Source organism: Dysosmobacter segnis (assembly GCF_014297285.1).
Lineage (GTDB): Bacteria > Bacillota > Clostridia > Oscillospirales > Oscillospiraceae > Oscillibacter > Oscillibacter segnis.
Genome location: NZ_JACOQI010000006.1, coordinates 68051 through 87868, shown reverse-complemented (window position 1 = coordinate 87868; position 19818 = coordinate 68051). Strand labels below are relative to the sequence as shown.

At 54.1% G+C, this 19818-nt stretch carries 22 protein-coding genes; 11 read left to right on the top strand and 11 right to left on the bottom strand.

Annotated features, from left to right (window positions below):
* Positions 1-6: 6 nt before the first annotated feature.
* The 6 genes from H8Z83_RS07910 to H8Z83_RS07885 form a co-directional block, all read right to left on the bottom strand.
* A complete protein-coding gene (locus H8Z83_RS07910) occupies positions 7-897 on the bottom strand; it encodes an isocitrate lyase/PEP mutase family protein (protein ID WP_187014538.1) in 891 nt (296 codons plus the stop codon).
* Between the two features lie 167 nt (positions 898-1064).
* Positions 1065-1616, bottom strand: a complete 552-nt coding sequence (locus H8Z83_RS07905; RefSeq protein WP_187014537.1) for a TRAP transporter small permease — start codon at positions 1614-1616, stop codon at positions 1065-1067.
* A 15-nt stretch (positions 1617-1631) separates the two neighbouring features.
* Positions 1632-2936 (bottom strand): TRAP transporter large permease, encoded by a 1305-nt coding sequence (locus H8Z83_RS07900; protein ID WP_187014536.1) that lies wholly within the window; start codon positions 2934-2936, stop codon positions 1632-1634.
* Positions 2937-2985: 49 nt separating this feature from the next.
* The gene (gene dctP / locus H8Z83_RS07895; RefSeq protein ID WP_187014535.1) at positions 2986-4188 is read right to left on the bottom strand and encodes a TRAP transporter substrate-binding protein DctP; all 1203 of its coding nucleotides are present in this window, start codon (positions 4186-4188) and stop codon (positions 2986-2988) included.
* 54 nt (positions 4189-4242) lie between these two features.
* Positions 4243-4743: a 3-isopropylmalate dehydratase small subunit gene (locus H8Z83_RS07890; RefSeq protein ID WP_187014534.1), complete on the bottom strand. Its 501-nt coding sequence runs from the start codon at positions 4741-4743 to the stop codon at positions 4243-4245.
* 24 nt (positions 4744-4767) lie between these two features.
* A complete protein-coding gene (locus H8Z83_RS07885) occupies positions 4768-6018 on the bottom strand; it encodes a 3-isopropylmalate dehydratase large subunit (RefSeq protein ID WP_187014533.1) in 1251 nt (416 codons plus the stop codon).
* 229 nt (positions 6019-6247) lie between these two features.
* Between H8Z83_RS07885 and H8Z83_RS20145 the strand changes: the two genes are divergently transcribed.
* From H8Z83_RS20145 to H8Z83_RS07870, 3 genes are all read left to right on the top strand, one after another.
* Positions 6248-6463 carry an IS3 family transposase gene (locus H8Z83_RS20145; RefSeq protein WP_187014532.1) on the top strand — a complete coding sequence of 72 codons (216 nt, stop codon included), beginning with the start codon at positions 6248-6250 and terminating at the stop codon, positions 6461-6463.
* Positions 6464-6626: 163 nt separating this feature from the next.
* The gene (locus H8Z83_RS19540; protein WP_243184832.1) at positions 6627-7472 is read left to right on the top strand and encodes a helix-turn-helix transcriptional regulator; all 846 of its coding nucleotides are present in this window, start codon (positions 6627-6629) and stop codon (positions 7470-7472) included.
* A 17-nt stretch (positions 7473-7489) separates the two neighbouring features.
* Positions 7490-7708, top strand: coding sequence for a hypothetical protein (locus H8Z83_RS07870; RefSeq protein WP_207732020.1), 219 nt, complete (start codon positions 7490-7492; stop codon positions 7706-7708).
* A 241-nt stretch (positions 7709-7949) separates the two neighbouring features.
* Here the strand turns inward: H8Z83_RS07870 and H8Z83_RS07865 are convergent, their stop codons facing one another.
* Positions 7950-8798 (bottom strand): tyrosine-type recombinase/integrase, encoded by an 849-nt coding sequence (locus H8Z83_RS07865; RefSeq protein ID WP_187014530.1) that lies wholly within the window; start codon positions 8796-8798, stop codon positions 7950-7952.
* Positions 8799-9317: 519 nt separating this feature from the next.
* Positions 9318-9554, bottom strand: a complete 237-nt coding sequence (locus tag H8Z83_RS07860) for a hypothetical protein (protein ID WP_187014529.1) — start codon at positions 9552-9554, stop codon at positions 9318-9320.
* 278 nt (positions 9555-9832) lie between these two features.
* On the opposite strand from H8Z83_RS07860, the gene H8Z83_RS07855 reads away from it, so the two are divergent.
* From H8Z83_RS07855 to H8Z83_RS07840, 4 genes are all read left to right on the top strand, one after another.
* Positions 9833-10162 carry a hypothetical protein gene (locus H8Z83_RS07855; RefSeq protein ID WP_187014528.1) on the top strand — a complete coding sequence of 110 codons (330 nt, stop codon included), beginning with the start codon at positions 9833-9835 and terminating at the stop codon, positions 10160-10162.
* Positions 10152-10529: a plasmid mobilization protein gene (locus H8Z83_RS07850; protein WP_187014527.1), complete on the top strand. Its 378-nt coding sequence runs from the start codon at positions 10152-10154 to the stop codon at positions 10527-10529. Before H8Z83_RS07855 ends, H8Z83_RS07850 begins: the two co-directional genes overlap by 11 nt.
* Positions 10530-10665: 136 nt before the next feature.
* Positions 10666-10848 (top strand): hypothetical protein, encoded by a 183-nt coding sequence (locus tag H8Z83_RS07845; RefSeq protein WP_187014526.1) that lies wholly within the window; start codon positions 10666-10668, stop codon positions 10846-10848.
* An 80-nt stretch (positions 10849-10928) separates the two neighbouring features.
* Complete coding sequence (locus tag H8Z83_RS07840; RefSeq protein ID WP_187014525.1) at positions 10929-12620, top strand: recombinase family protein; 1692 nt, start codon at positions 10929-10931, stop codon at positions 12618-12620.
* Positions 12621-12718: 98 nt separating this feature from the next.
* On the opposite strand, the gene H8Z83_RS07835 is transcribed toward H8Z83_RS07840, so the two are convergent.
* Positions 12719-13255 carry an O-acetyl-ADP-ribose deacetylase gene (locus H8Z83_RS07835; protein WP_187014524.1) on the bottom strand — a complete coding sequence of 179 codons (537 nt, stop codon included), beginning with the start codon at positions 13253-13255 and terminating at the stop codon, positions 12719-12721.
* 584 nt (positions 13256-13839) lie between these two features.
* Between H8Z83_RS07835 and H8Z83_RS07830 the strand changes: the two genes are divergently transcribed.
* The 4 genes from H8Z83_RS07830 to sdaAA all read left to right on the top strand — a co-directional run bounded on the left by H8Z83_RS07830 (position 13840) and on the right by sdaAA (position 17924).
* Entirely contained in the window at positions 13840-15279 is a 1440-nt protein-coding gene (locus H8Z83_RS07830; protein WP_337765592.1) for a DUF1576 domain-containing protein, read from the top strand.
* 76 nt (positions 15280-15355) lie between these two features.
* Positions 15356-16225: a DegV family protein gene (locus H8Z83_RS07825; protein ID WP_187014523.1), complete on the top strand. Its 870-nt coding sequence runs from the start codon at positions 15356-15358 to the stop codon at positions 16223-16225.
* A gap of 153 nt (positions 16226-16378) precedes the next feature.
* Positions 16379-17047 carry an L-serine ammonia-lyase, iron-sulfur-dependent subunit beta gene (gene sdaAB, locus H8Z83_RS07820; RefSeq protein ID WP_187014522.1) on the top strand — a complete coding sequence of 223 codons (669 nt, stop codon included), beginning with the start codon at positions 16379-16381 and terminating at the stop codon, positions 17045-17047.
* Between the two features lies 1 nt (position 17048).
* Positions 17049-17924: an L-serine ammonia-lyase, iron-sulfur-dependent, subunit alpha gene (gene sdaAA, locus H8Z83_RS07815; protein WP_187014521.1), complete on the top strand. Its 876-nt coding sequence runs from the start codon at positions 17049-17051 to the stop codon at positions 17922-17924.
* A gap of 66 nt (positions 17925-17990) precedes the next feature.
* Here the strand turns inward: sdaAA and H8Z83_RS07810 are convergent, their stop codons facing one another.
* Positions 17991-18800, bottom strand: coding sequence for a mechanosensitive ion channel family protein (locus H8Z83_RS07810; protein ID WP_187014520.1), 810 nt, complete (start codon positions 18798-18800; stop codon positions 17991-17993).
* Between the two features lie 15 nt (positions 18801-18815).
* Complete coding sequence (udp, locus tag H8Z83_RS07805; protein WP_187014519.1) at positions 18816-19589, bottom strand: uridine phosphorylase; 774 nt, start codon at positions 19587-19589, stop codon at positions 18816-18818.
* Between the last annotated feature and the right edge of the window lie 229 nt (positions 19590-19818).

Here is a 19818-nt window from a genome sequence, read left to right as displayed (position 1 = left end):
GGAAGATCAGCAATCGATCTGGGGGATATACTTCTTTTCCTGTTCGCCGATCTTGCTCATGCCAAGGAAGTTCACCAGTTCGCTGTGGTTTGCCTTCTCCAGAGGAATGCCGGCCTGCTCGTGGTTCTCTCCAACAAATTCGATAGCCTTGCGCAGAGCGGGATACATGTAGTTGATAGGCACCAGAGCGAAGTGGCAAATCTTGGGCTTGATATACTCGATGTCCTTACGGGTCAGGGAATCCAAACCGCCGCAGACCACCAGAGAAACACGACCGTCCATGGCATCCACAAACTGCTTGATATTCTCCACCATGTTGCCGCTGGCGGTATAGGACTTGCTGATGCCCTGCACCAGATCGGCACCGGCTTCCAGATACATCTGGGCGCGTCTGTTGCGCTCCTCAACATTTGTAATGTCTGTACGGGCAATGATCAGGGTGTCCTTATAAAGGCGGTTTTCCGCAGCGGCACGGATCTTACCGGCAGCCTCTTCGGCAGAAATGGTGGTGTTCAGGTCGGTGACACAGATGGGGCAGCGCTTGGGACTGATTTGATCCTCGATAACAACACCGGAAGCACCGGCTCTCTCAAAATCATTCACCGTCTTGATGGTAGTCACGGCATTGCCGTAAGCGGTATCAATATCAGCAATCAAGGGCTTGTCCAGCACATAGCACATATTGCTGACAGCATAGACGTTGTCGCTTCTGCTGTACAGCTCGGCATCAGGCAGTCCCATCGCCATAGCAGCCAGCGTAAAGCCACTGGAGAGAACGCCGTCAAAGCCATCCACTTCGTTAATAATTTTAGCGGAAATTGCGTCACCGCAGCCGCAGGTGATCACGGTTTCCTTTTCCGCCATAAGGCGGCGGAGGGTGCTTCTGTCAGTCATCATTGTAGATCATCCTTTCATAAACACAATTAGAGCACAACTATTGGAGGAATTCTCAGAAAAATGATAAGGAACATGGTTTCTTGCTAACAGTTTTTTTCATGGAGGAGGAAAGCCGGGCGGGCCGGATCAAACATGCGGGGCCGACCAGCCCGCCCGGAATGGATGGATCAGATACTGGCGTTCTCCTCGTCAGGATCCACGCCCTTATATAGAATAGTGGTGTTGCCGGTCAAAATGTTCTTAAGCAGCACAAACAGGCTTTCAACCGTCATCATCACATACGCTACCGGAGGCAGATAGTACATGAACCACACCGGCAGAGACGTAGTGCCCGCAATGAAGGTCAACTGGTCATTGGTTGCAGAGATGGCATACTTGATGGAAAATCTGCACATTAGAACATAAGCCGCAATCTCCAAAATCGGCAGAATAATGGCGTCGATCCGCTGTGCCTTCTGGGGCAAGCGGTTGGTCATTGCCACAATACGCGGCATAACACCGGAAGCCAGCGCTAAGCACATAGAAGGGAGAATCGTAAGCGGCATAATATAATAGGAAACGATTTCAAACGTGCCTATCAGCGCCGTGTTGGAAAGGTTCCGCACCAGCACATCTACGGTGATGTAGAGCATCATGACAAACACGCCCGCACCTCCCAGCGCAAGGAAGATGTTTTTGATCTTGCTGTGAATAGCATACAATTGATCCAATGTTTTCATAGCAATGATCCTCCTTTACAGCATCATACTGGGCAGGTAGGTGACAACCTGCGGGAACAACACCATCAAGCCGCCCACAATAACCGTTGCCACAAGAGCAAATATCATGGACTTTTTGAAGGGGCCCTCCACCGGGATGCCCGCTGTGCCGCACACAGAGTAGACGCACACGCCCACAGGCGGCGTCAGCTGGCCGATGACACAGCAGAAGCAGACGATGATACCGAACCACAGCAGATCCACATTCATCTGCTGCATGACGGGCAGCAGTACTGGAGTAGTCATAACGATGACGGCGGTGCCCTCCATCAGCATAAACAGGATGAAATAAACCAGAATGCAGATGCAGAGGATGATCTTGGGCTGGCTCATCAAAGGCTGAAGCAGTTCCACGAACGCGTCGGAAACCTTGCTCAAAGACATGAACTTGCCAAAGATCTTGGCGCCGATCATAATCAGCATGACCATGGCGGTAATATTCACTGTGCTTTTTGCGGAACGGATCAAAAAGTCCTTGGTCACCTTTTTCAAGCACAGCGCACAGATGAACGCCACGGTAGCGGAAACCGCACCAGCCTCGGTAGCTGTCATAAAGCCGGAATAAATGCCGCCGAAGATGGTAATGGCAATTATGCAAGCCACGGTGATAGATACGATGGCATTCTTGCGATCCACATGGACAGGCTTGAAGGTCTCCACCGGCTTGTTCTTACCCTCTCTGTTGAGGAAGAACAGGTTGCAGCCGATGAACACCAGCGTGGTCAGGATGCCGGGGATCAGGGAGGCCACAAACATCCGGCCAATGGGAGTCTCGGTGGTGATGCCGTAGACAATAATGGTTACACTGGGAGGAATAATACCGGCCAGAGATCCGGCAGAGGCAGAGGTTGCCGCCGCCAGATCGGAGCTGTAGCCCCGCTTGACCAGCTGGGGATAGGCTGCCTGCCCCAGAGCCGCAGATGTAGCCGTGCCAGAGCCGCAGACTGCGCCCAAAAACGCGCCCAGAATGCAGCAGAAGGTTCCCAGAACACCTTTGCGGCCCTTAGAGATGTTGTAGAGGATGTTGAATAGATCCTCCACAACGCCAGCCTCCAGAATCAGCTGTGCGCAGAGCACATACAGCGGAATGGTAGTCATGGAATAGGTTGCGACCGTGGTAAATGTGGTATAGCTCAAAAGGCCGGACAGCAGAGCGCTTTTTCCCAGCGCGATGATGCCCACGATGCCTACTGCCAGCAGCATGGAATGGATATACAAGCCGCCCAGCAGCAGTACAATCAGGGTAATACCGGCGATCAGTATCGCGGCACCTGTTGACATAGATTACCTCCTGTTATCTTACATTTGCGAATCGGGTGAAATGCAGAATTTACGCACCGTACTTTTCAATCAGGCCGTCCAGAGCCTCATCAACGCCGTCAATCATTTCGGCGCCGTTCTGAACCATGCAATCTCTCCACAGCTTGCAGATCTTAGCGCCGGGAACGCCGCTGTCTTCCAGCATCTCAGCATACTGAACCCAAGTATTGACACAGGCAGCGTTGACCTTGTCCTGCAGTTCCTGAGGCAGAGAGGTATACTCCACAAACTTGCCGCCCCGGCTCTCAACAGTGGCCTTGACCTCTTTGGTCTTCTCATCCCAGTAAGCGCAGCCATCGGGACGAACCCGATCGGCAGCGTCAGTAAGGATCTGCTGGTAAACCTCGGGCAGGCTGTCCCAGAAGTCCTTGCTCCAGCCCATGCCGGCGGTGAAGTGGCCAAAGCTCAGGCCTTCAATGGCATACTTGTAGAGCTCGTCCAAACCGTAAGAAGCCCAGTCAGGAATCTGCTGGAAGCCGCCGTCCGCGGTGCCGCGGGACAGGGTGTCGTACAGGTCATATGCGGTCACATTCAGAGGAGTAATGCCCAGGTCGGTGGCCAGGAACTGCTGGGGACGGCTGGAGGTACGGATAATCAGACCGGACCAGTCGCTCATGGTTGTGATATCCTTGGTGGTGGTGGAAATTGCATTTCTCGGAGGATTGTTATGGGCGATGAAGTGAACGCCGTTATCCTCGAAGTACAGCTGGTTGAAGTTCTTGCCGTCAGCGATTTCCTCTGTGCTGTTCAGCAGATCCACATATGCGTTGGACACGATCTCGGAGGTAGAGACCTTGATGGGCAGCTGAGGCACATCGCCGGCAGGGAACCGAGAGGTGTCATAGATGGGGGTCAGGGGCATAGCCACATCGGCCACGCCATCGCGCAGAGCGTCGTACTCCTTGCCGCCCTCCACCAGCTCGCCGGACATGTAGGTTTCCCAGGTGATCTTGCCATCGGACATTTCGGTGACCAGATCCATGAACGGCTGATAGAAGCCGGCATAGCAACAGTGAGTGGCGTTCAGAGCAGAGGTGCTGACAATCTTCAGAGGAGCCTCGGCAGAAACGTCATAGCCGTAGGAGTTGGGGCCAGAGGAAGCAGTAGCGTCGTTGCTGTTGTCCTGAGCGGGGGCATCAGTCTTACTACCGCCGCAGGCAGCCAGGGAAAACACCAGTGCAAGGGACAAAATCAGAGCCGTGATCTTTTTCATTTGGTTCTTCCTTTCTTGTTGTCTGTTTCATATTTTACCGGTCTCACCAGGGGATCACAATCTTTTTTCGCGGATGTAGTTAATGAGGTTCCCGCACTCCACGATGTCCTTTGTTCTTTGAGGAATAGGGATGCAAGGCAGAGTGGTTTCACCGTTGATGGTAACTTCGTTCTTGTCCCAGTCCAATTCAATGGTATCCCAGCGCTTCACAGCCTTCAGAATACCGGGGACCTCGACGAGTGCCACGCCATTGGAAACCTCGCCTTTGTAGAAGCTGGGATTGAAGCTCTCCGCAAATACGGTACGAATACCAAGGGCTCGCAGAGCCTTAAACGCAACATAGTGGGGATGCCCGTAGCCAAAATTTTCGCCGCCTACCAGCACATCACCATCCTGAACAGCGGCGGCAAAATCAGGGTCATAGTCCGTCATGCAGACCTTTTTCATCTGCTCAATATCCGTCAGGGTAATATTGGCAACACCCACAATATTATCAATGTCGTAATTGGTCTCCTTAAAGACCCAGGCAGCCCGTCCTTTGATTTTGGGAAGCATGAAAATTCCTCCTTTCTTCTTGATTTACAGAACCTTGCGGGGGTCAGTGATCTTACCGTTCAGCAGGGATGCTGCAATGGTATAGGGGCTGGCAGTATAAATATCTGCCTTGGTGCAACCCATGCGGCCGGGGATATTCAATGTGCCGGTGGACAGGGCCACCTCTCCGGGAGTCAGGGTGCCCAGCTTACCATAGCAGAAGTCGCAACTGGGATAATACACGCAGGCGCCGGCGTCGATGAGCTTGCCCATCATGCCGTTACCAGCAATTTCTTTCTGGAGCTTGACGGAAGCGGGGACCGCATAAAGCCGGGTGCCATTTGCAATGTGCTTGCCTTCCAGGACCTCCAAAACCTGACGGAAGTCACTGATACGGCCGCTTGCGCAGGAACCGACATAGCCAGCGTCAATTTTCATGCCCTCGAAGTCGGAAATCGAAACCGTGTTGGCAGAAGAAGGCGGTGCAACCAGGACAGGAGCGACTGTAGCCAAATCCAGCGTATACTCCTTGGCATAGTGCGCATCGCTGTCAGGTGTCACATGTGTGTATTCTTTACAGCCCGTACCACTGAGGAAGGCATCTGTAACGTCATCCTGTTCACAAACGGCTGTTACGGCAGAAAGGAACATGGCCTGATTGCAGAGAGTAATACGATCATCCATAGTGAGGTTTTTTAGCCCTTCGCCGCCGAATTCCAGGCACAGGGAGCAGGCGCCGGAGGGGCCAAGACGCTGAACCAGTGTGTGGAACACGTCCCGTGCGGTAACACCCTTTTCCAGCTTGCCAATAAAATTCACCCGCAATGTGCCGGGAACTACAATGGAGACCTTTCCGGTAGCCAGTGCCTCAATCACCGCGTTGCGAACACTGATAGCGCCAGCGCCGACGGAGCCAAGTGTGCTGACATGTCCATCAAAGTGGATCAACATGGTACCAGGAACTACATAGCCCTTTTCCATAATGACCTGATGGCCAATGCCTACGTCCTCCCACAGCTGAATTCCCATTCGTTTGGCAAAGCTCCGGGTTTTCACATGAACCTCGCGGCTCTTAGAATCCCCTGCAGGATTGAAATGATCGATGAAAAAAAGAAATTTATCCGGATGGGCTACGCTGGTCACACCCAGCTCATCCATCTGCTTTTCGTAGGAGTCAATGTAGCCGGGGTAATCGTATGCCACGGTCAGATCTGGTTCAAAAAGTGCTTCATCACCGGCGCGCACCGCACGGCCGAGGTTCTTAGAGAGAATTTTCTCAATAATCGTTTGACCCATAAAGGTCTCCTTTCCCACCGTTTTATCGAACATTTTCATAGAATGAATTCGATGAATGTATTTCATATATAACTCGTTTTCCCGAATTTGTCAATATCAACAGGCTAAAAAGATAAATCCCCCGATATTTTTGACTGCTTGCATAGTTTTTTGACGTTTTTTTGTGACTTTTGCTTGCGCAACGCACATTTGCTTTGCTTAATAAATCTAATAACCCGCAAAAAATAGTGTGAACAGCACCCCATCTGTTAGACAGTATGATATACTATCTAACAGATGGGGTGGCTGGATCAAGGAAGAACGGTTTCTCGATTTCAATCCGGCCATCGCTAAGGATGTTCCGAACCTTTTTGACGAGTATGTCCATTACTATAATTATGAGCGGCCAGCGGCCGCTCTGGGCTACAAGAGCCCAGTTCAGTATAAGACCGAACTGGGCTTCTAAAATTCGGCGTTTTTGGAGCGTCTACTTTTCCTTGACAGATGCATTTCAAGATGGTTTTAATTACACGCGATTTTACATGTAAAAAGGAGCAGCAAACAAGCGATACACAACGGAATTCAAAAAAGAGCTGTAGAAGCAGTGAGAGTGTATGAGGTTGGAGGGCATGGCCGCATCCAAAGCTGGGAACGCATCTATCTGGCCGAAGGTCCGGAAGGCTTTGCTGTTGAACGCCGCGGCAGCGGCTGCGGCTGCGGGCAGAGGTGGATTACTTAAAAAATTTGCAGGCCTTGGTTTTGGGAAACGAGCGACGCCGGCGCAGAAAACGCAGGTAGTTCAAAAGCTGAGGCGAAAACATTCTCTGGATATTCTTCTATCAATTGCTCAACTGTCCCGTGCGGCGTTCTACTATCATCTGAAACGGATGGATTGCCCAGACAAATACGAGGCTGCCAAAGCAGAAATCGCAGCCATCTACCACGAAAATAAAGGTCGATACGGTTACCACCGTATTACAACAGAACTGTATAGTATTTCCAAGGAGGTAGAGAAAATGTTGTCTGAAAGAATATATAAGTTCAGACGCAAGAGTGGACTTTCTCAAGAGCAACTTGCAGAGAAAATAGGCGTTTCAAGACAGGCCATATCTAAATGGGAAAGTGGAACATCAACGCCTGAATTAGAAAAACTGTTGGCATTAAGCGAGTGCTTCAACATTACTCTTGATGACCTTGTGAAGGAAAAAACAATCAATCAGGGTACAATGGAAGCACCGCCGAAGGTAGAAGATGCCAAAGTTTCGAAAGCCATAGAGATGAAGGTAGGTATTGGCCTTTGTTTGATTGGTGCTGTATGTCTAATCCTTTTCGGAGTTTTGATGGTCATGAGTCCAAGCGCAACAGAGCAACTAAATACTGCTTCGACGATTACTCTAAGTGAATCTGGCGCACTTCCCATCCTATGTGTGTTTTCGATGGTTGTAGGCCTAGTACTAATACTACGCAAAAAATGAAATGGATGGTAAAGCGTATGAAAAAGCTGAGTTATTTGTTTATTGCTATTGCAATCTTGCTATCTGACATTATGTGTTTCGTGGTTGCCTATAATTATCGTGATATGCTTTGTGGCATTGAGCACGCAGCTTATAGTGCACCCGCTAATGTTGCATTTCTTTCTGCCATTCCATTTGGCATTGGAATTATCATATGTGCTGTTGTGGCATACACACTTCACAAGAAAGCCCGATAATATGCATCAAGCCCACAGAGTAAATCCGGTAAATTTATGAGAGGCTCCACCCAATAAGGATGGAGCCTCTTTTTATGTCCCCTAATGAATAAATCTACATTAGGATTGGCTAACCGAGCAGTAGCAACAATTAACATAAAAGGGAGTTGCAAAAAGGGAAATGGGCGCTTCTTTTCTGTTTCAGCCTGCCGAAAACCCGGTCAGGCTGTTCATGGTTCACATACGGAATATAGATTCCGTTTCAGAGCACCAGCTGCAGCCGTTCCAACTGACGCCGGTGTTCCTGTCCTGTGGTCATCAGGTAGATGCGGGTGGTTTCAATGCTGGAATGGCCCAAGATGTCCGCCAGCTTTGCAATGTCCTTGTAGACCCGGTAATAAATCGTGGCAAACAGATGCCGGAGATTATGGGGAAATACCTTGGAGGGCTCCACATCGGCTTTTTGGCAGAGCCGCTGCATCTCCGCCCAGATCTGGCATCGCCCCATGGGCTTTCCGCCTTTGGTGAGGAAAATCTCACCAGAGGTAATTTTTTGCTTTTTCGCGTATTTCAGCAGCCTCCTGCACAGCTTTCCCGGCAGCAGGATGGTGCGGATCTTTCCCTTCAGAGAGATGGTGGTACGGCCTTCCTGTGCCGCCTCCACGGTGATATAGCGCACCTCGCTGACTCGGATGCCGGTGGCGCAGATTGTTTCCATGACCAGCGCAATCCGCTCCCGTCCTGACTCGCGGGCTGCCGTGATGAGACGCTCATAGTCCTCACGGCCCAATTCCTGTCCGGCGTCCCGGAACAGACGATGCTGAACCTTCAGATAATGGATGCGGCAATCCGGCCAGCTGAGAAAAGTAAATAGATCATTGATGGCAGCCATGGATGCGTTGACGGTGGAGGGGGAATAGCCACCCACGCTTTGCAGATGTTCTTTCCAAGCTACGACAGCGTCTTTGGTAACAGGCCGCCCATCCAGGTACAGGAAGAAAGCCCGCACGCTTCGGAGGTATTTTTCAATGGTCGCAGGGGTTCGTTCCGCCCGAACAAGGTGGGAAGCGAAGGCGGCGATCTGTTCGCCGGTAAGATAGTGTTGTTCCATGGCAGTTCTCCTTATAATGAAGTATGATGTGTTTCATTTTACCGGTTGGAAGATACCCTGTGCAAGAGAAAGCACAACGCATCAATTCGGGCACTTCTCAGGTGGGTGTGATATTAACTCTGTTAGAGCAAAGATTCAAGTCTTTACGGATTCTTTCTGGCCTTTGGATACCGACTTTGGTCAACAGCACGGATTGGCAGGTATGAAGCCAACGCCGCCTGTGGCGGCGCTGGCGCAAGCATAGCATTTGTATGACAAACGCGCTTACTGGGGCTCGCCCCAGTCCCCAATGCCGCCTGCAGGCGGCAACTTTTCGGCAGAATTGCCAGAATGTGAGTGCAAAAATCGGGTTCGGCCATATTGCCAAACCCGATAACAGCGGACTGCCCTAAAGCGCTTCAGACAACATTGTCAAAAGCGGTAGACGCTGAAAACCGGGTTCGGCGAAATCACCGAACCCGGTCAGACTTTTTGACAAAGTTGTCTAAAAGTAAGGGTTGACAAAGTGTCAAACCTTACTTACCAGATCATCTCCCACACTACACGAACCAGCGTTACCATCCAGGACAGCACCGCAAGCCCCACCAGCACAAGGAAAATGCCGTCCGCCAGAGCGATATGGGCCAGATACCACGGGCGGAATACCGTGATGACCAATGCCCCGTACAGCAGTGGTACGGACAGGCGTAACATTTGCGCCAGACGGATACCCCCCCCCAACAGCGCCAGCCCCAATGATAAAACAGCATACATCATGTTCCGAGCCTCCTTCTTCGATTTGTGGTATGTTACCATCGGCAGACAGACTTTACAAGAGCCTGTCTGCCGATTTTCCCTTCTTTGGGTGTCAATAAGACACCCTTGATTGGACGCCCAGGGTGTCTATTGCACACCCTTGACCTTAAAGCTTTTGCAGGAGCTTTTGATTCCGGGATATTCACCACGCTGTTTTTTCGGGAGGGGTAGTGAGGGGTATCTGTAAAAAACGAAAACCGCTCTCGGCAACATTGCCGGAAGCGGTCTGGAGGTAGTTTATGAGCAAACAGACACATCGGACCTGCGTCCGCATGAGTGCCGAAGAATACAGCTGGCTCATGGAACGAAGCAGGGCGGCAGGGCTGTCTGCCAACGCATGGCTTATGGAGCAGCTCGCTGGCAATCGTCCCATCATCAGTCGAAATGGCGTCATGCCGGACTTTCTCTGCCTGCTCAATCAGAAGGGGCGGGAGATCAACGCCGTGGCTCGTGCCTTCAACAGCGGATATGGCACGGCAGAGGAACTCCGGCAAGCACTCGACTGTCTGAAGGACATTGCCCAGGCAGCATACGAGATCAGGAAGGAGGGATTCACCCATGCGCCGTAAGCGCAAAAAGCCGCTTCCCAGAGGGAACCTGCGGGACAACAGCAAAAGCATCTCCGTCCGGATGACAGAGGAACAATCTCAAAGGCTGGAACGCTATCGGGAACTGACCCGCCTGCCGGTCACCACCTACTTCCGCAAGCTCATTGCAGAGAGCGAGATCGTGGAAAGGCCCAGCCGGACCAGGTTTCGGCTCTACGAGGAAGTCAACAAGATCGACTCCAATATCCGCCAGATTCTGCGGAATCCCCGCGCAAAGGAACTGGACCGGGAGGCGACGGATGGAATACGTCTCCTGCTGGAACACATTCTTGAACAAGCCTACCATATAAACGCCCACCATGATCTGAACCACAAGGATGGGCAGTAAACCCCCGCCCATTCGCCCCGTGCCGCCCTGTGCGGCGTTCTTCCGCAATGGGCAGTGTCCTTGCCCATCCCCTCCGGCAGAGGCCCCACAGGCGGCGTGTGGGCAAACTTAGTAAACAAGAGTAAGAGGAGAGCCTATGGAGCAAAAAGCCAATATCACCATCGATAAGGAGCATATCACCGTGGAGCGGACGCAGACAGCCTGCGGGCGGGAGATTCAAGTCATCTCCGTGTTTCCACGGCATGGCAGTGAAACCGTGGAGGATAAGCTGAAAGCCCTTGCGGAACTGGACTTCCGGCAGGGAAAGCTGTGCGCGTAAAGTGCTGGACAATTCAGACCGTTCGGGGTATTGTGGCGTCGCAATGCTCTGAACGGTTTGACAAAGAAAAGGAGGGCTGTATGAATCAGTCAAACCAAATCAGGAAAACCGCTCTTTACTGCCGTCTCAGCCAGGACGATGGGATAGAGGGCGATTCGAACTCGATCCAGAATCAAAAAGCCATTTTACAGAAATTCGCGGAAGATCACCATTTCCCCAGCCCCTGCTTCTATGTGGATGACGGTTTTTCGGGAGGAACCTTCCAAAGACCGGCGTTCCAGCAGATGATCTCAGACATGGAAAACGGCGAGATCGGGATCATTGTGACCAAGGATCTCAGTCGCCTCGGTAGAAATCAGCTTCACACGGGACTCTACATTGAGGAACGCTTCCCCATGTTCGGCGTCCGCTACATTGCCATCAATGACAATGTGGACACCGACAGCAGCGAGAGCAACGACCTCATGCCGTTCAAGAATTTGTTCAACGAGTGGTTTATTCGGGACACCAGCCGGAAGATCCGTGCGGTGCTGAAGGCCAAAGCGGAACGGGGCGAACGGCTGGGGACCAGAGCACCTTACGGCTACCGAAAGGACCCGGACACGAAAAAACTAATCGTGGACGAAGAGGCGGCAGCCATCGTCCGCAGGATCTTTGCCATGTGCGCCGGCGGCAGTGGCCCCAGCCAAATTGCCCGCATTCTCAAGAAAGAGCAGATCCTAACGCCCACCATGTACGCCTATACCAAGTACGGCATGACTCATACGGGATTGGATACCCAGCGCCCATATCACTGGTCTGGGGATACAGTAGCGGATATGTTGGAAAACGAGATCTATCTGGGCAATACCGTCAATATGAAATACAGCACTAAATCCTATAAGGATAAGCGACGGGTGGAGCATTCCAGAGAAGAATGCCTGGTGTTTGAGAATACCCATCCCGCTCTCGTTACACAAGAAGTTTGGGACATTGTGCAGCGGGTACGAAAGAACAAGCGCCGAAGAACCAATATGGATGAGCAGAACAAGTATTCCGGCCTTGTATTCTGCGCCGACTGCGGTTCCAACATGGTACTGCACTGGACGCATACCATGTCTGCCAGCTACAACCACTTCACCTGCCGCACCTACAAAAAAGATGGTGAAGCCTGCACAGGCCACTATATTCGAGAGTGCGTTCTGGATGAGGTGGTACTAGAGGACTTACGGAGAGTAACGGCCATGGCACGGGAACATCCGGAGGGATTTGCCGCCTATATCGGCAGCAGGCAGTCCACCGAGATCCAGCGGGAGATCCGCAGGCAGGAGAAAGAACTGGCCGCCATGCGAAAGAGGAAAACGGAAGTGGACACCATCTTCAAGAAGCTGTATGAGGACAGTGTGCTTGGATGTATCTCCACGGAGCAGTTCCAGATGCTTTCCGGCAGCTATACGGAAGAGCAGAATCAAATCGCCGCAGGTATCCCGCAGAAAGAGATGGACATCCAACGCCTGCGGGAAACGGTGAATGGGACGGATGGTTTCATTGACAAGGCGAAGCGGTACACAGACATTACGAAACTGACACCGGAACTGCTGCGGCTGTTCATTGAAAAGATTGTGGTTCACGAAAAAGAGGTGAAATGGTCTAAACACGCGCCCCAGACCGTGGAGATCTACTACAATGGCATTGGCTATGTCGGCAGCGGCCAGCAGGATGTGGAAGAAACGATGGAAGCACCGGAACCCCTACAAACCCAGGAAACGGAAGAACCCCGGCAGGCATCGTAAATACGATGACCTGCCGGGGTATCCCCGGAATTAGTTATTACCCCTGTCAGGGGGGAACAAAAGCCGCTCCTTTTTCATTTGGATTTGAATATGCGCTTTTACAGCCGGTCTTCTTTCGTTTCCGCGTACCAGAGATTATAGGTCTGGCGGTAGATGTTCGCGGCATCCTCCGTGTGGCAGACCATCCGCACCCGGCAGGGATGGTCATGGGTCCGAAGATCCTCCATGATGGCTTTCAGCGCTACGGAGGCCGCCTGGGCCATGGGATATCCGTAGACCCCGGTGGAGATGGAGGGAAAGTCCACGGAATCAATGCCGTGTGCGCGGGCAAGCTCCAGACAGCTCCGGTAGCAAGCGGCCAGCGCCGCCGCCTCGCCATGCCCGCCGCCCTGCCAGATGGGTCCTACGGTGTGGATTACGTACCGGGCTTTCAGGCGGTAACCCCGGGTCAGCTTGGCCTGGCCTGTTTCACAGCCGTGGAGGGTCCGGCACTCCGCCAGCAGCTCCGGTCCCGCGGCGGCATGGATGGCGCCGTCAACGCCGCTGCCTCCCAGCAGAGTGCGGTTGGCGGCGTTGACGATGGCTTCCGCGTCGGACGCGGTAATGTCTCCTGTAACAATGGCAAAACGGTCCATATAAGCACCTCCCGGATGTAGAGAATCGTGAATGGTATAAAATCAGCATAGACTGTCTGAAATAAAAAAGCAAGAGACTGTCAATAAAATGGTAAATTCTCTGCGATGGGAAGGTAGGGCAGCCGTTAGCGGCTTTGCCGCTCTACGGATGCCGCATACCCCTTGCGGGTGAAGGGTGTGCGCGGAAAACCCAAGAAGGGGAAACAGGCGAAGTGCCGCCAATGGAGATTTCCGCGACGGAAAGAAAGGGTGTGTGCGGGAAACCCAAGAGGGGTGTCCCGCACCATTGAAATCAAATATTTTCAGAACTTTTACAAGTTCTGAAAATAAGGGCAACGGGAAGAAAAGATTTTTTCGACCCGTTGCGCCCCCGATTTCCGGGCGCAAAGCGCACGGAAACCGGCTGGGCCGACGGTGTATTCCTGCTCCACGCATGGCGAAAAGACTTTTTCGACACGCTGAAGGCAAGTGTAAACTTTTTTTGAACTGGTGAAAAATTTCACGAATTGGGTTGCCGTCGAGGCAAAACCACAGTATAATAAATTTAATGCATTAAGAAATCGTTAAGAAGCAGGAGGAGACCCGTGAACACGAGCCGCTATTATCAGTATATTTTTCCGGGGACCATTGCGTTTTCCGTTGTGCTGATGCTCATTGGCCTCAGCATGGGCCATCCGGAACAGCTCCTGTCGGGGCTTTGGAAGATCGTCACCATGCAGGATCTTCTGATCACAGACTATATCCACATTGCGGGCCCTGCCGCCGCTTTTGTCAATGCGGGACTGGTGACCATCATTTCCATTCTCATCATCAAGCTGGCCAAGGATCCCTTCAACGGCTTTACCATTGTGGAGATGGGGCTGATGGCGGGCTTCTCCCTGTTTGGAAAAAATGTGTTCAACATCTGGCCCATCATTTTAGGGACATGGCTGTATGCCCGGTATCAGAAGGAGCCGTTTTCCAAGTATGCCTCCGTGGCCCTGCTGGCGACAGCGCTGGCACCGCTGGTGAGCTATATGGCACTGGGCAGCGTCCACGCCAGCCTGCCGCTGGGCGTGTTCACCGGTATTCTGGTGGGCTTTTTGCTGCCATCCCTGTCGGCCTACACCTATAAGATACAAAACGGCATGAACCTCTACAACATGGGCTTTGCCTGCGGTCTGTTCGCCATGATGGTGGTGCCGATCCTGACGGCCTTCGGTGACAAGCCGGACTCGGTGCTCTACTGGTCCACGGGCCTCAATTTTGAACTGAGCCTTGCCTGCGGCGCCCTGTGCGTTGTGTTTATCCTCATTGGCACCTTCGGCTGCGGCGATCCCGCATGGGCTGTGTGGGCCGGATACCGGCGCCTGCTGAGCACCACGGGCCGGGCGCCCAACGATTATCTGCGTATGTTCGGCGCCGGGCCGGTAATGGTGAATATCGGCATCAACGGTCTGATCGGCATTGCCTATGTGCTGTTGGTAGGGGGTGACCTCAACGGCCCCACTCTGGGCGGTATTTTCACCATTATGGGCTTCTCCGCCTTCGGAAAGCATCCCCGGAACATCATCCCCGTGATGTTCGGCGTGTGGCTGGGGGCCTACGGTATGCACTACGAACCCAATTACCCGGCACTTCAGCTGGCGGGCCTGTTTGGGACCACGCTGGCCCCCGTTGCCGGCCACTTCGGCCCGGTATGCGGCATACTGGCGGGGTTCATCCACTCGGCGCTGGTGCTGCAGACCGGCGGCCCGGTGGCGGGATTGAACCTGTACAACAACGGCTTTTCCGGCGGCCTCATCGCCATTGTGCTCTATCCGACTCTGACGGCCATTATCCGCCATCGCCGGCCGAAGCTCCGGGATGCGGATTACTATGACCTCTTTGAGGCAGATCAGCCCATCAATATGTCTAACTGGCATACCCACCGCCCCACGCCTGAGGAAAAGGCCGCGGAAGCGGCTGGCCGCATGACGGATGATCTGCCGGAGCGGGAGGGCTTTCAGCGGATGCAGAAAAATGAGAAGAAAGAAAACGGGTAGGACTTGCCCTTTGGGTAAGTTTGTGACATAATATCCTCTGAACCATTAAGCTTTTGGGTATAAAGGAGCAGAAAAAATGACCCCAAAGAAAATTGCCCTGCTGACGGACTCCAGTGCCGACCTGCGTTGGGATAAGGCCAGGGAAAACAATATCTTTTTTGTCCCGCTGCGGATCCTGTGCGAGGACGGCGAATATCTGGACGGCGTCAACATCACCGGCCCGGATATTTATCAGCGGCTTCATAACGGCGAGCTGCCCCAGACCTCCCTGCCCCGTGTGGAGGACTTCAGCGCGAAGCTCCGGGAGATCTTTGATCTGGGATATGACGGCGTGATCGCCGTCATGCTGTCCAGCGGCCTGTCCGGGACCTATAATCTGGCCCGGATCCTGGCGGGAGAATGTGCGGAGCAGGGCTATGCCATGAAGGTGTTTGACTCTGTCAGCGGCGCTTTGGGTCAGGGCATGACGGTGCTGCAGCTGGCTGAGGACATCAAAAACGGCATGGACTGGGAAGAACTGACGGAGCGCCGGGCTCCGCAGCTCATCGCCAACACCTATCCCTTCTTTTCTGTGGATACGCTGGAGTATCTGGTGAAGGGCGGCCGGATCGGCAAGGTCACGGCTATGGCCGGCACCATGCTCCAGATCAAGCCCATCATCACCTTTGCGCCGGACGGACAGCTGCAATCTGTGGCCAAGGTCCGGGGACGGCATCAGGTGATGCGGAAGCTGGTGGATATGGCTGTGGACCGCTGCGGCGAACACAAGCGGTACAATCTGGCGGTGGCTCATGGCGGCGCACCGGAAGAAATGGAGACCGTGCGGCAGATGCTGACAGAGGCACTGCCCAACAGCGACCACCTGTGGGACGGCGAGATCGACGGCACCCTCAGCGTCTACATCGGAGACGGCGTGCTGGGCGCTGCCGTTCAGGTGCTGGACTGACAGGGGAATATAAAAAACGAAACAGCAGAAACAAGGCACCCCGCCTCGGCGGGGTGTCTTTCTATCATAGACAAAATGGCGGAAAATGCTTGCAAAACAGAAAAGACTGTGATACTCTTAAAATTAGAGAAATGTAACAAAGGAGGAGCGCTCATGCTGGATATTTTTGAGATCCTTGGACCAATTATGGTAGGTCCCTCCAGTTCCCACACGGCGGGAGCTGTGCGCATCGGGCGGATGGCCCGGACCCTTTTGGGAGAACCGCCGGTGAAGGCGGACATTGGATTGTACGGTTCCTTTGCGGAGACCGGCCGGGGCCACGGTACGGACCGGGCGCTGGTGGCAGGGCTGCTGGGTATGAAGCCTGATGATCTGCGGATCCCGGAGAGCTTCTCCGTGGCAAAGGAGCAGGGACTGTCCTTTGTGTTCCATCCCGCCGAGCTGCGGGAGGCTCACCCCAACACGGCAGTGCTGACGGTGGAGGGTGCCAGCGGAAAAAAGACCAAAGTACAGGCGGCGTCCATCGGCGGCGGCCGGATCCGGGTGGATCAGCTGGACGGTGTGGCGGTGGACTTTACCGGCATCTTCAACACCTTGATCGTCCGCCACATGGACGTGCCCGGTGAGCTGGCGACCCTGACCAAGGTGCTGTCTGACGGCGGCATCAACATCGCCAATATGAGCTTGGTGCGTGACCGCCGGGGCGGCAGCGTTATGACGATTTTTGAGATCGACCAGCCGGTGCCCGCGGCGGAGCTGGAGCAGCTGAAGGCAGTACCCCAGGTGCTTGGCGTGATCTATTACGAGAAGGAGGATGACTGATATGGCCTTGAATTCCATGCAGGAGATCTTTGAAAAGGCGGCTTCCCGGTCCATCCCCTTCTGGCGGGTGGTTCTGGAAACCGATATGGAGGAGCGGCAGGTAACGGAAGAGCAGTCCATGGAAAAAATGCGGGCTGCCTGGCATGCTATGCTGGAATCTGTCGTCAGTTATCAGGGCGACCAGCGCTCCCGCAGCGGCCTTGTGGGCGGAGACGGCGCCCGGATGCGGCGTTACGCCGCGGCGGATACTACATACAGCGGCCCCTATGTGCAGGAGGTCATTGCTACGGCCCTCAGCGTAGGCGAGTCCAACGCCTGCATGCGGAAGATCGTGGCGGCACCAACCGCAGGCGCCTGCGGTGTACTGCCTGCTGTTCTGGTGCCTCTGTACCAGATGGGCCGCGCCACCGAGGAAGAGATTTTGCAGGCTCTGTATACCGCTTCCGGCATCGGTGCGGTGGTCAGCTTCCGGGCCTGTATCGCCGGTGCTTCCGGCGGCTGTCAGGCTGAGATCGGCACGGCTTCCGCTATGGCGGCTGGCGCGCTGACCTCCCTGCGGGGCGGCGATCCTCAGCAGATCGGCCACGCGGCGGCCATGGCCCTGAAAAATCTGATGGGCCTGGTGTGCGACCCGGTGGCGGGTCTGGTGGAGGTCCCCTGCGTGAAGCGGAACGTGGTTGGCTCTGTCAACGCCGTCAGCTGCGCGGATATGGCGCTGGCCGGCGTGGAAAGCCGGATCCCTGTGGATGAGGTCATCGACTGCATGGGTGAGGTAGGCCGCCGGATGCCTATGGAGATGCGGGAGACCGCTCTGGGCGGTCTGGCCGCCACACCCACCGGCAAGGCTGTCAAGGAACGGATGGAGCAACAGGACTGACCTGAATTGAATCAAAAAAGCGTTGGGAACAATATGTTCCCAACGCTTTTTTTGATAGTTGCGGTTTTATTTGTCAAGTATGTGGACGTTGAGGTGATCGTAGGTCATTTCAACATTGTGCTTGGCGAAGGTGTCCCGCAGCTTCTCATTGATGGAGTGGTAGGCGGGCCAGTAGTTCTCCACGGTGCACCAGCAGTAAATGGTGTATTCGATGGAGCTTGCGCCGTAGTCGGTAAGATGCACCGCCGGGGCCGGGTCCGGCAGAATGTTGGCGGTGGCCTCCACGGCCTCCATACAAGCGGTCATGACGGTTTCCGTAGGTGCGTCATAGGAGGCAGTGACGGTCCGGACGATCCGGCGTCGGCCCAGAACGGTATAATTGATGATCTTGGAGGAGGAGAGGTCCTTGTTGGGCATCAGGATCATCTGACCGTTGGCGGTCTCCAGCTTCGTGTGGTTCAGACCGATTTCGCGGACAGTACCGGAGGTGCCGCCGGCTTCGATGAAGTCCCCCAGAGCGAAGGGGTGGGAGGAGAGGATCACCAGCCCCCCAGCCACGTTGCCTAAAATGTCCTCCGCCGCAAGGGTGATGCCCAGGGTCAGGACGGACAACAGCGCCGTCAGGGAGGAGGTGTTGATGCCCAACGCTTCCGCGGTGATGATGACCGTCAGCACATAGAGGAGAACTTTTATACTGGTATGAATGACCTTTTGCAGCCGCTCGTTGACCTTCTGCATCCGGCTCAGCAGCCGGGTGACGACCTTCATAATGAGCCGCACAGCGATGAGGCAGACCAGCAGCGTCACCAGAGCAGAGAGGATCTTGCTGAGGCTGTAGCCCCCCACGGCGGTGTTCAGAATTTGCTTAATATCCATGGAACCGTATCTCCGTTACCGTCCGGCCTTCCGGTCGGCCTCGATGAGCCGCTTTAGCCCCTCCACGGCCACCTTTACGGAGGTGGAGGTGTCCTCGCTCATTTTCTGATCCAGACCCGCCGCCTCCCGCTCCTGATTCCAGATCACATGGAAGCAGCTTCCGCAGCGGCAGCCCAGCGCGGCGGCCTCCACGAACAGCGCGGCGGATTCCATCTCGCTGGCTTTGACGCCCAGCCGCTTCCAACTCTCCCACTTGGCCTTCAGTTCATAGCTGACGGGGGAGGCGTCGGGGCTGTGCTGGCCGTAAAAGCTGTCCTTGCACTGGACCACGCCGATGTGGAGGGGATAACCCATCGCCTTGGTAGCGTCTACCAATGCGTTGGTGATCTCCCAGTCCGCCACGGCGGGGAATTCGATGGGGGCATATTCCAGGCTGGTGTGCTCAAAGCGGATGGCGCCGGTGGCCACCACAATGTCGCCGGACTGCACATTCAGGTCGATGCCGCCGCAGGTGCCGGTGCGGATAAAGGTGTCCGCGCCGCACTTGTGCAGCTCCTCCATGGCGATGGCGGCAGAGGGGCCGCCGATGCCGGTGGAACAGGCGGTGACCTTTTCGCCCAGCAGCGTGCCGGTCCAGACGTTGAACTCCCGGTTGTAGGCCACCTGATGCGCATCGTCAAACAGGGCGGCGATGGCGGGCACCCGGCCCGGATCTCCGGGGAGGATGCAGTAGCGGCCTACGTCGCCGGGGACGCAGTGAATATGAAATTGCTTTTCCAGTTTCTGCATGGTATTCACGATCCTTTCACACGGCCGATCCGACCGGCTGATAACCTTTCGTATAACAGATAGTATAACAGATAGTATAACAGATAAAAGTCTGATTTGTAAAGCCTCGGCAAAAGGACGGGAGAGGAAGGCGGTTCTCGCCGCTGACTTGTCTGAAATTTGTCAATTATGCCGAATTGATTCCTTGCGAAATTCTTAACTTGAGTTTAGTGACTAAAAAATATATAAT